The organism is Leuconostoc miyukkimchii (assembly GCF_019656055.1).
GTDB classification, from domain to species: domain Bacteria; phylum Bacillota; class Bacilli; order Lactobacillales; family Lactobacillaceae; genus Leuconostoc; species Leuconostoc miyukkimchii.
In genome coordinates, this window is record NZ_BPKY01000001.1 from 379,334 (window position 1) to 393,810 (window position 14,477).

The 14,477-nt window shown below is 36.5% G+C and carries 13 protein-coding genes; 11 read left to right on the plus strand and 2 right to left on the minus strand.

Going from position 1 to position 14,477, the window contains the following annotated elements; translation table 11 throughout:
• The 10 genes from glyS (at window position 1) to K5Q13_RS01900 (ending at window position 12,378) form a co-directional block, all read left to right on the plus strand.
• Entirely contained in the window at window positions 1-2,064 is a 2,064-nt protein-coding gene (glyS, locus tag K5Q13_RS01855; RefSeq protein ID WP_220739285.1) for a glycine--tRNA ligase subunit beta, read from the plus strand.
• A 356-nt stretch (window positions 2,065-2,420) separates the two neighbouring features.
• Entirely contained in the window at window positions 2,421-4,274 is a 1,854-nt protein-coding gene (gene lepA, locus K5Q13_RS01860; protein ID WP_220739287.1) for a translation elongation factor 4, read from the plus strand.
• A 100-nt stretch (window positions 4,275-4,374) separates the two neighbouring features.
• On the plus strand, window positions 4,375-5,445 hold the full coding sequence (locus K5Q13_RS01865) for a zinc-binding alcohol dehydrogenase family protein (protein WP_220739289.1): 1,071 nt from the start codon (window positions 4,375-4,377) through the stop codon (window positions 5,443-5,445).
• Complete coding sequence (gene prmA / locus K5Q13_RS01870) at window positions 5,442-6,320, plus strand: 50S ribosomal protein L11 methyltransferase (protein ID WP_220739291.1); 879 nt, start codon at window positions 5,442-5,444, stop codon at window positions 6,318-6,320. Before K5Q13_RS01865 ends, prmA begins: the two co-directional genes overlap by 4 nt.
• Entirely contained in the window at window positions 6,320-7,063 is a 744-nt protein-coding gene (locus K5Q13_RS01875; RefSeq protein WP_220739294.1) for an RsmE family RNA methyltransferase, read from the plus strand. The genes prmA and K5Q13_RS01875 overlap by 1 nt, the downstream gene beginning before the upstream one ends.
• Window positions 7,064-7,144: 81 nt before the next feature.
• Window positions 7,145-7,582 carry a hypothetical protein gene (locus tag K5Q13_RS01880; RefSeq protein WP_220739295.1) on the plus strand — a complete coding sequence of 146 codons (438 nt, stop codon included), beginning with the start codon at window positions 7,145-7,147 and terminating at the stop codon, window positions 7,580-7,582.
• 166 nt (window positions 7,583-7,748) lie between these two features.
• On the plus strand, window positions 7,749-9,371 hold the full coding sequence (locus K5Q13_RS01885; RefSeq protein WP_220739297.1) for an ABC-F family ATP-binding cassette domain-containing protein: 1,623 nt from the start codon (window positions 7,749-7,751) through the stop codon (window positions 9,369-9,371).
• An 83-nt stretch (window positions 9,372-9,454) separates the two neighbouring features.
• The gene (locus tag K5Q13_RS01890) at window positions 9,455-10,615 is read left to right on the plus strand and encodes a hydroxymethylglutaryl-CoA synthase (RefSeq protein ID WP_220739530.1); all 1,161 of its coding nucleotides are present in this window, start codon (window positions 9,455-9,457) and stop codon (window positions 10,613-10,615) included.
• A gap of 103 nt (window positions 10,616-10,718) precedes the next feature.
• Window positions 10,719-10,991, plus strand: coding sequence for an ACT domain-containing protein (locus K5Q13_RS01895; RefSeq protein WP_220739299.1), 273 nt, complete (start codon window positions 10,719-10,721; stop codon window positions 10,989-10,991).
• 43 nt (window positions 10,992-11,034) lie between these two features.
• Window positions 11,035-12,378 carry a PFL family protein gene (locus K5Q13_RS01900; RefSeq protein WP_220739301.1) on the plus strand — a complete coding sequence of 448 codons (1,344 nt, stop codon included), beginning with the start codon at window positions 11,035-11,037 and terminating at the stop codon, window positions 12,376-12,378.
• A 57-nt stretch (window positions 12,379-12,435) separates the two neighbouring features.
• On the opposite strand, the gene K5Q13_RS01905 is transcribed toward K5Q13_RS01900, so the two are convergent.
• Both K5Q13_RS01905 and K5Q13_RS01910 read right to left on the minus strand, forming a co-directional pair.
• The gene (locus K5Q13_RS01905; RefSeq protein ID WP_220739303.1) at window positions 12,436-12,816 is read right to left on the minus strand and encodes a TIGR02328 family protein; all 381 of its coding nucleotides are present in this window, start codon (window positions 12,814-12,816) and stop codon (window positions 12,436-12,438) included.
• Between the two features lie 135 nt (window positions 12,817-12,951).
• Window positions 12,952-13,386, minus strand: coding sequence for a hypothetical protein (locus tag K5Q13_RS01910; protein ID WP_220739305.1), 435 nt, complete (start codon window positions 13,384-13,386; stop codon window positions 12,952-12,954).
• A gap of 164 nt (window positions 13,387-13,550) precedes the next feature.
• On the opposite strand from K5Q13_RS01910, the gene xerC reads away from it, so the two are divergent.
• Entirely contained in the window at window positions 13,551-14,462 is a 912-nt protein-coding gene (gene xerC / locus K5Q13_RS01915) for a tyrosine recombinase XerC (protein ID WP_220739307.1), read from the plus strand.
• The last annotated feature ends 15 nt before the right edge of the window (window positions 14,463-14,477 follow it).

The following is a 14,477-nucleotide window of genomic DNA, read 5'->3' on the forward strand; positions in this document are numbered from 1 at the left end:
ATGTCAACATTTTTACTAGAGATAGGATTAGAAGAAGTGCCAGCACATTTGGTCACAAGTTCAAGAATACAATTGGTTGAACGCACGACAACGTTTTTAGCAGCACACCATTTATCAGTGGAACAAATCAAAGCGTATGCCACGCCACGTAGGTTAGCGGTGCAATTGATTAATGTGGCGGAACAGTCTGAAGCACTTTCAGAAGAAAAGCGCGGGCCATCAATTGAGCGCGCTAAAGATGATAACGGTGGTTGGACAAAAGCAGCGCAAGGATTTGCTCGAGGGCAAGGTGCTACGCCAGATGACTTTGAAGAACGAGAAGGTTATGTTTGGTTGACTAAACGGACACCCGGTATTTCAGCATCGGAAATTCTAGCCAAAATTGGTGATGAAGTTGTCATGCAAATGAAGTTTACAACCTACATGAAATGGGCAAATAATGATTTTTTGTATGTCAGACCAATCCGTTGGGTAGTTGCACTGTTAGATTCAGATGTTATTAATTTTAATGTTTTAGAAGTCAAGACAGGTCGTGTCACACGTGGTCATCGTTTTTTGTCAAACGAACATATTGAAATTCCTGATGCGGCGTCATATGTTGAAACATTGCAAGCACAGTATGTTATTGCTGATGCAGACGCACGTAAGTCAAAAATTCGAACACAATTAGAAACTATTGCAACACAAAATAATTGGTTGTTAAATTTAGAATCATCTGCTGCAGAGGATTTATTGGAAGAAGTTAATAATATTGTTGAGTGGCCGACAGCCTTTTCAGGTAATTTTGATAACAAATATTTAGAATTACCAGACGAAGTTTTGATGACATCAATGCGTGAGCACCAACGTTTCTTTTACGTAACAGATGAAACCGGGAAATTATTGCCACATTTCTTATCAGTCAGAAATGGAAATGTTGAGAATATTGACAATGTTGTTGCGGGTAATGAGAAAGTGTTGGTTGCACGACTGGAAGATGCTGAATTTTTCTACCATGAAGATCAACAAAAAACAATTGCTGAAAACATGGAGAAAGTTAAAAAATTAGTTTTCCATGAAAAAATTGGTACAGTTTATGAACATATGCAACGTGTTGGTGTATTATCAAAAACATTAGCCCGTGCATTGAATTTTGATGATGTTAAGAAAAATGATTTGGCACGCGCATCAGAAATTTACAAATTTGATCTCATGACTGGTATGGTTGGTGAGTTTGATGAATTACAAGGTATTATGGGAGAACATTATGCCAAGTTGTTTGGCGAAAGTGATGCAGTCGCAATTGCAATTAAGGAACACTATATGCCTACATCAGCAACTGGTAAAATAGCGACTACAGATGTTGGGGCTGTTTTAAGTATTGCTGATAAGTTAGATACAATTGTTACTTTTTTCTCTGCAAATCTTATTCCTTCTGGTTCAAATGATCCTTATGGTTTACGTCGCGCGGCGACAGGTATTGTGCGTACGTTACAAGATAAACAATGGCATGTTGCATTGAAGCCTTTGTTGGTGAATTATGTTAAATCAACAGGATCAGTCACAAAAAACGCAAATTTATCTGCCATAATTGAATTTATTTTGGATCGTGTGCGTAAGTTGACATTAGATAATGGTATACGCCAAGATATTGTTGCCGCTGGAACAACACAAACAGATGATATTGATATTGTCAACATTGCAGCTCGTACGCAAGTTTTGTCAAAGCATCTAAATGATGTTGATTTTCGTGACATTATTGAAGCATTAACACGTGTTTCACGTCTAGCCGGTAAAGTTGAAACAGATAATCGTGATGTGGATGCTAATTTATTTGAAAATCAGTCAGAAGAAGCATTGTTCTCTGCCACAAAAGCAATTAATCTCCAAACAATTAATTCACAAAGTAGTGAAGATGTTTATCGTAGTTTGTCTGGATTACAAGATGTCATTTCTAATTATTTTAATGCTACAATGGTTAATGTTGATAATGAAGTCGTTAAGAACAATCGGTATGCACAATTACACCAAATTAGTGATCTTATCTCAGAGTTAGGTGACTTGGAGAAAATAGTGATTAAATAAGGGTATTCGAGCATTACCTACGGCAAAAATCGAATAATGGTATATAATTTGACAAGTTTCATATTAACCGTCTTGTAACAAGTCAACATGTTTACTTGATGCTAAGCTGAATGCTCAATAAAAATTTACAATCGTTTGCTGAAGGTAACAACATAATTAGCAGTAGTATAGTAACCAAACTGGCAAGCAGTTGAATCAAATGAGATGCCACAAATTTTTAAATTTTAATAATAGTTAAATATGAGTTGTGATTTGATATCAGAAATGATTTCGGTCACGCTTTTTTTATGTTATTCATGATAAAATAGAATACATAGAATAATTGAAAGAGTGCGCACTTTTTGCGTGATAAAAAAATGACAGAAATCAAGTTAGAACAGCTTAAAGAACGCCAAAAACATATTAGGAATTTTTCCATTGTGGCACATATTGATCATGGGAAATCGACCATTGCAGATCGGATTTTGGAACAGACACATACTGTGGCTGAACGTGATATGCAAAATCAGTTGCTTGACACGATGGACTTGGAACGTGAACGTGGTATTACAATCAAACTCAACGCAGTTGAAGTGCACTATGATGCTAAAGACGGTGAAACTTATATTTTTCATTTGATTGATACACCAGGCCATGTGGATTTTTCATATGAAGTCTCACGGTCATTAGCTGCAGCTGAGGGCGCTATATTGGTTGTGGATGCAGCACAAGGAGTTGAAGCACAAACACTTGCCAATGTGTACTTGGCATTGGATAATGATTTAGAGATTTTACCAGTTATTAATAAAATAGATTTACCCGCTGCAGATGCAGAAAAAGTTCGTGCGGAAATTGAGGATGTTATTGGCATTGACGCATCAGATGCCGTGTTAGCTTCAGCAAAAAAAGGCATTGGTATTCCGGAATTACTGGAAAAAATTGTAACAGATTTACCAGCACCAACAGGTGATCTAGAAGCACCTTTGCGTGCTTTGATTTTTGATTCAGCCTATGATGCGTACCGTGGCGTTGTTGTTAACATGCGTGTTCGTGAAGGTATTGTTAAGCCAGGCGACAAAATTAAAATGATGAACACTGGTGCTGAGTATGAAGTCAATGAAGTTGGTGTGATGTCACCAATTGCTCAAAAGCGTGATTATCTCATGGCTGGCGATGTTGGTTATTTGACAGCTTCGATTAAAGATATCCATACAACACATTCAGGAGATACTATCACTTCGGTGGTTAATCCCGCCAGTGAACCATTACCTGGATATAAACCAATGACACCAATGGTCTACTCTGGTCTGTATCCGTCAGATAATGCTAAATATACGGACTTACGTGATGCATTAGAAAAACTACAGCTGAATGACGCAGCGCTAACATTTGAACCAGAAACATCACAGGCGTTAGGATTTGGTTATCGTGTTGGATTTTTGGGATTGTTACATATGGACGTTGTCCAGGAGAGGTTAGAACGTGAGTTTGACTTAGATTTGGTAACGACTGCACCTTCAGTAACTTATCATGTCATGACTAATGATGATGAACTTGTTGCAATTGAGAATCCATCAGAAATGCCAGAAGTCTCCAAAATTAAATATATTGAAGAGCCCTACGTTGATGCACAAATAATGGTACCAAATGACTATGTTGGTGCAGTTATGGAATTAGCACAGCGAAAACGTGGTGAATTTGACACCATGGAATATTTAGATGAAACACGTGTTAACGTCAAATATAAAATACCCTTGTCAGAAATTATTTTTAATTTCTTTGATAAGCTAAAATCTAGTACTCGTGGCTATGCGTCACTAGATTACGAAATTTCTGGTTATCGTCAATCAGATCTTGTTAAAATTGATATTCTGTTGAACTCTGAAAAAGTTGATGCTTTGAGTTTTATTGTTCATCGTGACTTTGCTGCAGAACGTGGACGTATAATCACATCAAAGCTTAAAGAAATTATACCGCGTCAAAATTTTGAAATTCCAGTGCAAGCAGCAATCGGTGCAAAAATATTAGCGCGTACTAATATTAAAGCTTACCGTAAAGATGTTACTTCAAAAATTCACACAGGTGACCCAGATCGTCGTGCAAAATTATTGGATAAACAAAAACGAGGAAAAGCTCGTATGAAGTCGGTTGGCACAGTTGAAGTGCCGCAAGAAGCATTCATGGCTGTCTTAAAAACAGATGACGATACACAGTATGCTAAAGGGAACTAAACATGTACTTCTTGTTTTATAAGTGAATGATGAAGGCATAGAATTGTAGGTTCATTTAGAAACAGGGCATAGAAAATTGTTCCAGTAAAGGGAAACGGATATGACACTATTTGCAAAAATTAAAAACTATTGGCCTTTTGGTGCTAAAAAAATGCGAGCAATCGGATTTGAACATGCACTAGCAATTGATCAGCACAATGTTTTTATTGAAAAGAAAATTTCACGACCAAAACCTACTGAACACGAAATTCTAGTCAAGGTGGCTGCCAGCGCTGTTAATCCGGTTGATATTAAAATGCGTAATAATTATCAAAACGATGGTCAATTTCGTATTTTAGGATTTGATGCTGTTGGGGAAGTTGTTGCAACGGGCAGTGGTGTTACAAAATTTGCAGTTAGTGATCAAGTATTTTATGCCGGTGTTCAAATCAATCAAGGTGCTCAGGCACAATATCAAACGGTGCATGAATTGCTAGCGGGTTTTGCACCAACTGCTCTTAACGCAGCTGAAGCTGCCGCCATGCCTTTGACATCAATTACGGCTACTGAAATATTAAAAGATGCCTTTGGTTATGATATTCGCGAAAATGTAGCTGTTGGAAAAAGTGTGTTCATTTTAAATGGTGCCGGTGGTGTTGGTTCAACACTAATTCAATTGGCAAAATACATTGGTATGACAGTCATTACAACTGCATCACAACCTGATTCTGTGGCTTGGGTTAAATCACTAGGTGCAGATTATATTTTAGACTACCATCAGAATTTACATGATCAATTAATACAGATTAATCATGAAAAAGTTGATTATATTGCTATTTTACAAGATACAAACGCATACTGGCCACTGGCTTTAATGTCAATCAAACCGTTTGGACGTATCGCATCCATTGTTGAAACGACCGCGCCAATTGATATTGGTCCATTGAAAAATATTGGTGCCCAATTTAATTGGGTATTTATGTTCGCAAAGGGTAACTATGGAGTAAATATGGCATCTCAAGGTGAGGCGCTCAATCGTGTTGCTGAGTTACTTGATGAGGGACGTATCAAGTCGACTTTAAATAAAACATACACAGGGTTAACAGCTGAAAATTTGCAGCAAGCAACTAAGGTAGTCGAGGATGGTCATATGATTGGTAAGGCAGTTGTTATACATGAGGTCTCTTCATGAACTGGCAGGGTATAACCATTGGAACTAATAATGAGGCTGTTGAAGCAATCGCTTATATATTGATATCAGCGGGGGCTGATGGTGTTCAAATTGAAGAAAAAGCAATTGTTTACGTTACAGCATATTATGAAAATAATGAACATTTAGCAACCGTTGTTGCAGGCATTGAGTCACGGATTCAACATTTAAAAAATATAGGAATTAATGTCTCACCTGGAACAGTAACGTTACAGAATGTCTCTCAAACAGACTGGGAGGACAATTGGAAACAATACTACCATTCTCAGCGAATTACTAGACATTTAACAGTTGTGCCATCTTGGGAAACATTTAAACCAAAGCAAACGGAAGAAAAACCAATAATCATGGATCCAAAGTTGGCATTTGGCACAGGAACACATGAAACAACACGATTAATGATGCAAGCGCTAGAATCTGTCGTACGTGGTGGTGAATCAATGATTGATGTTGGCACAGGCTCTGGTGTTTTGGCGGTCGCTGCTAAACAGCTTGGCGTGCGGTCGGTTTTAGCAACAGATATTGATGAAATGTCTACAGTAGTTGCAAGAGAAAATTTAAAGTTAAATCCTATAGCTAATGATATCAAAGTTGTGATGAGTGATTTATTAGTGAATGTTGAAACAGAACCTGTAGATTTAATCGTAGCTAATATTTTGGCAGATGTTATTGAGCGTTTAATTCCACAAACTATTCCAATGCTCAAGACAAATGGTTATTTTTTAGTTTCAGGAATTTATGATGCTATTGCCCCACACATTGAAGAACAGCTGGATTTTAACGGTTACACAATCATTCAGAAATCGCAGATGGGTGATTGGCATAGCTATATTGCACAACTTAAAGGAAGTGAATAATGCAGCGTTATTTTTTAAACAATGTGATTGAAGGCGAGTATATCATATTGACATCAGACCAAGATATTTTCAAACATTTTGGTAAAGTGTTGCGTGCTCGTGCTGGATCACAAGCAGAATTTGTTAGTGAGAATCGCCAGGTAGTCATTGGTGAAGTTGTCACTATTGACACGTCAAAAATAACCTTAAAAATTGTAAAAAGATTAGAAAATGATGTGGAACTGCCGCTTAATGTAACAGTGATTGTCTCGCCACTTAAAAATGATCGATCAGATTGGTTTGTTCAAAAAGCAACAGAATTGGGAGCTAATCGGATTGTTTTTACTGAAATGGTGCGCACTGTGGCCGATTGGAAGAAACAACGAGAAAAGAAAAAGCAACGTTTACAAAAAATTGCACAAGCTGCCGCAGAGCAAGCACATCGTTTAATGATTCCTGAAATCAGTTTTTTACATTGGCACGATATGATAAATTTACCAAAGCAGGTTGGCATTGTTGCTTGGGAGGAATCAGCTCGAGCTGGGGAAATATCAACTTTAATTAAATTAATTAAATTAGCACCTGAAAATGCAAATGTTAACTTAATCTTTGGTCCTGAGGGCGGTTTATCTGAGTCAGAAATTACAGAATTAACACAACTTGATTATCAGCAGGCTGGATTAGGTCCTCGCATTTTACGAGCGGAAACAGCACCACTTTACGCATTGTCGGCCATCAGCGTCTTGCGAGAATTAAATGAATAGTTTATAATAAAATTAACAATTTAAATTAATAATATTTCTTTTACATTAAAAATGTAAATTGCTCTATAAGGTGGTTATCGTATGAAAAAAGCGTTTAAAAAATATTATGGATATCAATTATTGACGGCTATCTTATTAAGCGTCCTACTACCTTTTTTGAGCCAACAAATGGGTTGGCATAGGATACACCGAGTAATTTGGCTCTACCTTGTTATTAATGGTATTTATACTTTGTATCTTGGATATGCAATACGTAAGAATGGTTATACGCCATTGTTAATTTTACTCACACCTGTTTTGTTTGCTGGCGTATCGTCAGTATGGTTGAATATTGTACCTATGCAATATGGTATTTATTTCAGTTTACTGTATCTTGTGTTAAGCTTATTCACGTTTTTTGGTGATACACGTGATGATCCCGATGAAAAATTAATTCCTATCGAAAATGGTTATCATAGTTTACCATCTGGCTCAAAAGAAGAATTATTATTACCAATTGATGGTGGATTCAAGTCTTAACAAGATATCATATTTTTAACTGATTAAATACTTAGATCAACATTGTGAAAAAGCGCGAACTTTCGCGCTTTTTCTGGTATAGTTAAAAGAGATATTTTACAATATTATGTTTATACTGGTATGGTTTATCAGCCTGTATGAATATAGTTCATTTGGAGGAAAAAAATTGATCACAGTATCAGAAATGAGTTTCAGCTTTGCTGGACCTAAATTATATCAAGATGTTAATTTGAAGCTGACTCCTGGAAACACATATGGCATTATTGGTGCTAATGGTGCAGGTAAATCAACTTTCTTAAAATTATTACAAGGTGAATTACAGCCAACTGAAGGTGTTATTTCAATTGGTGAGGGGGAGCGAATGTCTTCCTTGCAACAAGATCATTTCGCGTTTGATGATTTTACAGTATTAAATACTGTTGTCCAAGGACATAAGCGACTTTATGAAGTCAAGACAGAAATGGATGCAATCTACGCTAAGCCAGATTTTAATGATGAGGATGGTGTTCGTGTTGCAGATTTAGGTGCTGAATTTGAAGAACTTGATGGTTGGAATGCTGAAGTTGAAGCGGGACAACTCTTAAGTAAGCTTGGCATTTCAGAGTCTTTGCAAGATAATTTAATGGGCGAGTTGACAGAAAACGATAAGGTTAAAGTTTTGCTAGCTCAAGCCTTATTTGGTAATCCAGATATTTTGGTTCTAGATGAACCAACAAACGGTTTGGATGTTCAGACAATTAACTGGTTGGAGGATTTTCTAGCTGATTTTCCAAACTTGGTTATTGTTGTTTCCCATGATCGTCATTTTTTGAATGCTGTTTCAACAAATATTTTAGATGTTGATTTTGGTAAAATTACACCCTTTGTTGGAAATTATGATTTTTGGCGTGAATCATCAGAACTAGCACAACGTTTAGCTTCCCAACAAAACTCTAAAAAAGAAGAACAAATTAAACAGTTACAAGAGTTCGTTGCTCGTTTTTCTGCAAACGCCTCAAAATCAAAACAAGCTACTGCGCGTAAAAAGCAATTGGATAAAATCACACTTGATGACATTAAGCCTTCTTCGCGTAAATATCCTTTCATCAATTTTTCACTCGGACGCGAGATGGGGAATGATATGGTCCGTGTTGAAAACATTTCAAAAACGATTGATGGTGAAAAGGTATTAGATAATATTTCCTTCATCGGTCGTCCGGGAGACAAAATTGCTATTTTATCTCGATCTGATTTAGCGACTACAACTCTTATGCAAATTATTGCTGGCACAATGGCTCCTGATTCTGGTACTGTGACATGGGGCGTTACAACGTCACAGTCATATATTGCCAAAGATTTAAATGACAACTTTGAAAAACAAGATGTCACAATATTAGATTGGCTTCGTGATTTTGCTGAAGAAGAACAAAAAGATAATACGAGTTTACGCGGTATGCTTGGTCAATTGTTGTTCCGTGGTGACGATTCGCTAAAAGAAATTAAAGTGTTATCTGGTGGTGAAAAGGTGCGAATAACATTGGCCAAAATGATGTTACTTAAGGCAAATGTTTTGCTAATGGACGATCCAACAAACCATTTAGATCTTGAGTCAATTCAGTCATTAAATGATGCTGTTGTGAGTTTTAAGGGTGGTATTATTATGACTTCTCACGATCATGAATTTTTGGCTACAACCGCTAATCATGTTATTGAGGTTTCTGCTAAGGGTGCAGTTGATCGTGTTGACACGACGTATGATGAATTTATTTCCACTGAAAGCATTCAAGATAAGGTCAAGGATCTGTATTAATTTTTTAAATTAATACAGACCATTCAAAAGGCGTCTGATGACGCTTTTTTGCATGGTATAATAAATTAGAGGATTTCTAAATGATGACGGTAGGTATTGATAAAATAGCATTTTATACACCAAATTATGTATTGGATCTTGTTGAGTTAGCAAAAGATCGTAATGATGAACCAGATAAATACACAATTGGCATTGGTCAGGATAAGCAAACAGTGGTGCCAAATTTTGAAGATGTGGTAACAATGGGTGCTAATGCTGCCAGTCAAATTGTTACACATGAAAACCGTGACACTATTGATACAATTATCTTTGCAACTGAATCAGGCATTGATAATTCAAAATCTGGTGCGATATACATTCAAAAATTACTTAATCTATCAGAATTTGTTCGGACAATTGAAATTAAACAAGCGTGTTATGCTGGTACATTTGGTTTGATGCAGGCACGTGACTATGTGACATTACATCCAGATAGAAGCGTTTTGGTAATTGCATCAGATATTGCTAGATATGGTTTATCAACACCTGGAGAGGTAACACAAGGTGCTGGTGCTGTGGCTATGCTTGTTTCATCGTCACCTAAAATTTTGGCTTTTAATAATGATTCAGTTTATATGAGTCGTGATGTAGCAGATTTTTGGCGGCCGATAGATCGAGAAGAAGCAATTGTGGACGGCCATTTATCAACAACAATCTATAAAGAAATGTTTCTGTCGTTGTGGCATCGCTACAAAGAACAGACGAATAATGAATTAAACAGTTTTGCTGGTTTTGCATTTCATTTACCCTACACAAAGATGGGAAAAAAGGCTTTGGATCAGATTATGGATGAGGCTAATCCAAAGCAACAAATAAAGTTGGCTGATAATTTAAGAGCGAGTCAAATTTTTAGTCGTGATGTTGGTAATCTTTATACCGGTTCAGTTTACTTGAGCCTATTATCGTTGCTAAGCCATGCAAAAAATTTGAAATCGGGTGATAAAATTGCAATTTTTAGCTATGGTTCTGGTGCGGAGGCAGAGCTTTATTCTGTCACACTTCAAGATGAGTTTCTAACAGGCATACCTGCTGAGAAAACTAGGCAACTATTGTCAAAGCGTAAGAAAGTAAGCGTATCTGAATACGAACATATATTTAGTTCACAACGTTTTAACTCACACGAAGATAAAAAAACAGACGCCTCTGAGAATGCAACCACAGTTCAATTTCTAGGTTGGCAAAATGGCGAGCGTATATACCAATAGGTTAATTTTCACGTACGACCTGTCCCAGTTGAGATATTAAAAACATAGTATTTTATGACTAATTATTGTATAATATTTAAATAACTTTTAAAAGAGGAAGAAAATGGCTAAAGCAGTTGTAACAGTTATCGGGAAAGACAAACCAGGAATTATTGCCAGTGTAGCCAATACATTAGCAGATCATAACATTAATATTTTGGACGTATCACAGACGATCATGTCTGATATTTTCACAATGAGTATGTTAGTTAACTTGGAAAAATTAGACGAAGAATTTAATAAATTACAAGATGATTTGACTGTACTTGGTAAGCATTTAAATGTTGAAATTCATACACAACGTGAAGAAATATTTGATGCAATGAGTCGTGTTTGAGTAAATCACGTCAATGTTTTACAGGTGAAAACTGGGAGAAAATATGGAAACCAATCAAATAACTGAAACCATTAATATGGTTTCAGAAGAACATTTGGATATTCGGACTGTTACAATGGGTATTTCATTGCTTGACACAATAGCTGGAACACCACAAGAAACTGCAAAAAATATTTACAAAAAGATTACAACTTATGCAAAAGATTTAGTTAAAACTGCAAAACAAATTGAGCGAGAATTTGGCATTCCAATTACGAATAAACGTATTAGTGTCACACCAATTGCTCTGATTGCGGGGAAAGCAACACCAGATGAAATGCTTTATTATGCGCATGCTTTAGATGATGCTGCAAAAGCAGTTGGCGTAGACTTTATTGGGGGTTATTCAGCTCTTGTACAAAAAGGATTTGCTAACGGTGACTTGGCATTAATAGAGTCATTACCACGTGTTTTGACAGAAACAGACCTTGTCATGTCAAGTATTAATATTGGCTCAACCAAGGCAGGTATTAACTTAGACGCTATTAAATTAATGGGCGAAACCATTAAAAAAATTACAGATAAATCAGATACTGCTAACGCAAAATTAGTTGTATTTGCTAATGCTGTGGAAGATAATCCTTTTATGGCCGGTGCTTTTCATGGGGTCAGTGAAGCAGACGTTGTGATCAATGTTGGTGTCTCTGGACCTGGTGTTGTTAAACGTGCGCTTGAAAAAGTAAAAGGCGAACCAATTCAAAATGTCGCAGAAACTGTTAAGAAGACAGCGTTCAAAATTACGCGTGTCGGGCAAATGGTTGGCGCGTTAGCTGCAGAACGATTAGGTGTTGAATTTGGTATTGTTGATTTGAGCTTAGCACCAACACCGGCACGTGGAGATTCAGTTGCTGAGGTGTTAGAAGAAATTGGTCTTGAGATGGTCGGGGCACATGGCACAACAGCTGCATTGATGTTACTCAATGATGCCGTTAAAAAGGGTGGTGTTATGGCTTCTCAACGTGTTGGCGGTTTGTCAGGTGCCTTTATACCGGTTTCTGAAGATGCTGGTATGATTGATGCTGTTAAGGCCGGTGTACTGTCATTGGCAAAACTTGAAGCAATGACATCTGTTTGTTCAGTTGGATTAGACATGATTGCCATTCCAGGTGAAACACCAGCGACAACAATTTCTGCAATGATTGCTGATGAAGCAGCAATTGGTGTTCAAAACAATAAGACAACCGCAGTACGTATTTTGCCCACTAATGGCACCAAGGTGGGCGATTTGGTTGATTATGGCGGTCTTTTGGGTACAGCACCGGTTATGCCAGTTGTTGAGAAATCTAGTGCTGATTTTATCAATCGTGGTGGACATATTCCGGCGCCTATTCATTCATTTAAAAATTAAATTCATTAAAAAAGTGGCTAATTGTCTGTTTATTATAGACAATTAGCCACTTTTTTATTATTTGATACTGGTACTTTCAATAAAAATTTGTTTGTTTTTTAAATTATCTAAACATTCGTGTAAATATGTATCATTGTGTTCAGGATATATTGGTGATGTTAGTGGAACGGCGGGTAAGTTCAAGTACGCTGGGAGATGTTTACCACGGTAATAAGAATTCAACCATGCTACATCGGGTTTGTAGCCACGTTTTTGCATTTCCGTTATTACAAGGGAATGATATTGGTATAATTTATATGGTGAATAGTTAAAAACATAGTCGACGGTGGCATGTTTTTTACCCCAACCTTTCCCTCTTAGGGCGCAACATTCACGATGTTGTCCGAGTAATTGTTGGCGTGGTATTGCTTTTAGTAATGACTGATGCCATAATCTCATAATGTGTTTGCTCCAATTAATTATAATTTATTTTGGTCTATAATTTTATACGATAAAACACGCGAAAAATGGACACAATAACATGTCTGATTTTTTGCGTGTTTTTTGAGTCATGAGAATAATTATTGCCGTTGTTTAGTTTGATTTGTGAATAGGTTGTGTGATTGGTTGTTGGTTTGTTGTGGTAGCTTGACCTAACATTATTGCAATATAAACCAATAAAATAATGATAACAACGGTTGCTAAAATGCGTGCAGGATGATGAAACAATGATCTTGTCAAATGTCGCAAATTCCATGATTTGTGTGTATCGCTATTACTTTCGGTGATTGCAGATTCTAATGCATATGCAAAGCTGTTTGAATCAACAGCTTTAGCATTTGATTCGTAGGGCACAATAGCAATCTCTCGTGTATCGGACATTTTATACTTAATAGACTTTGACTTATGAATATCACGGTTTGTCAAAATGTTCGTACGAAAAGTTGCAATGCCATGTAGGGCACTATTTTGTAATGATGACATGTTATCACGTAGTTGCTCCAATGGTGTTTGGACAGGAATTTTCATAATTAATCCTCCTTCATGATCAGTTTAATAATTCAGCTTAAACCATATCTAACTATAATCATATCTAAAATAATAACGAAAATGTGGAAGTTTGGACGATTATAACCAAATTAAAGTCTTCTTAATTTTTAAAATAATTATAAAGGAGCGCGTATAATAAAGTTATGCAAACGCGAGAACAACAATTATATCAAATTTACTTACAAGCAGAGCGACAGTATTCGCCGTTGACATTAAAAGCATACTTATCTGATATTGATGAGTTTGCTGTTTTTTTACGTCAAAATGGGGGATTTACGTCATTTAGAGCAGTTCAAACCCTAGATGTGAGAGTCTATTTAAATGATCTTTATGAACGTAAGTTAGCTAGAACAACAATTTCTCGGAAAATTAGTAGTTTGCGCATGTTCTATCAATTTATGATAACAAATGAATATGCAGTGGATAATCCGTTTGACAATATTGCATTACGTAAACATCAGAATCATTTGCCTGAATTTTTCTATGAAACAGAAATGACAATATTGTTTGATGTGGCATATAATAGAGATGATGAATTGTGGCAAAGAAATGCTGCGATGTTAGAATTTTTGTATGGTACTGGGACACGAGTAGCAGAAATAGCTGATCTTACCATATCACAACTAGATTTTAAACAGCGCCTCGTGCTAATTCATGGTAAAGGAAATAAGGATAGATATGTTCCTTTTGGTCATTTTGCTGCGCAAGCAATGACACAGTATTTGCAAGAAACACGTCCTAATTTGATTGCTAAACAAGCACCACATGATTATGTCTTTGTTAACCATCGTGGAGAACCAATCACAACTGCAGGGATCACATATATCTTAAATAAATTAATGCAGCGATCAACGCTCACTGGAAAAATACATCCACATATGTTAAGACATACATTTGCTACACATTTGCTCAATAATGGCGCAGATATGCGAACTGTGCAAGAATTGTTAGGACATGTTAATTTATCGACGACACAGATGTATACACATGTCACACGAGAAAGCCTGCAAAAAAATTATCAAAATTTTTTTCCACGTGCGAAAAAAAAACCGTAAACGATTAACATTTAG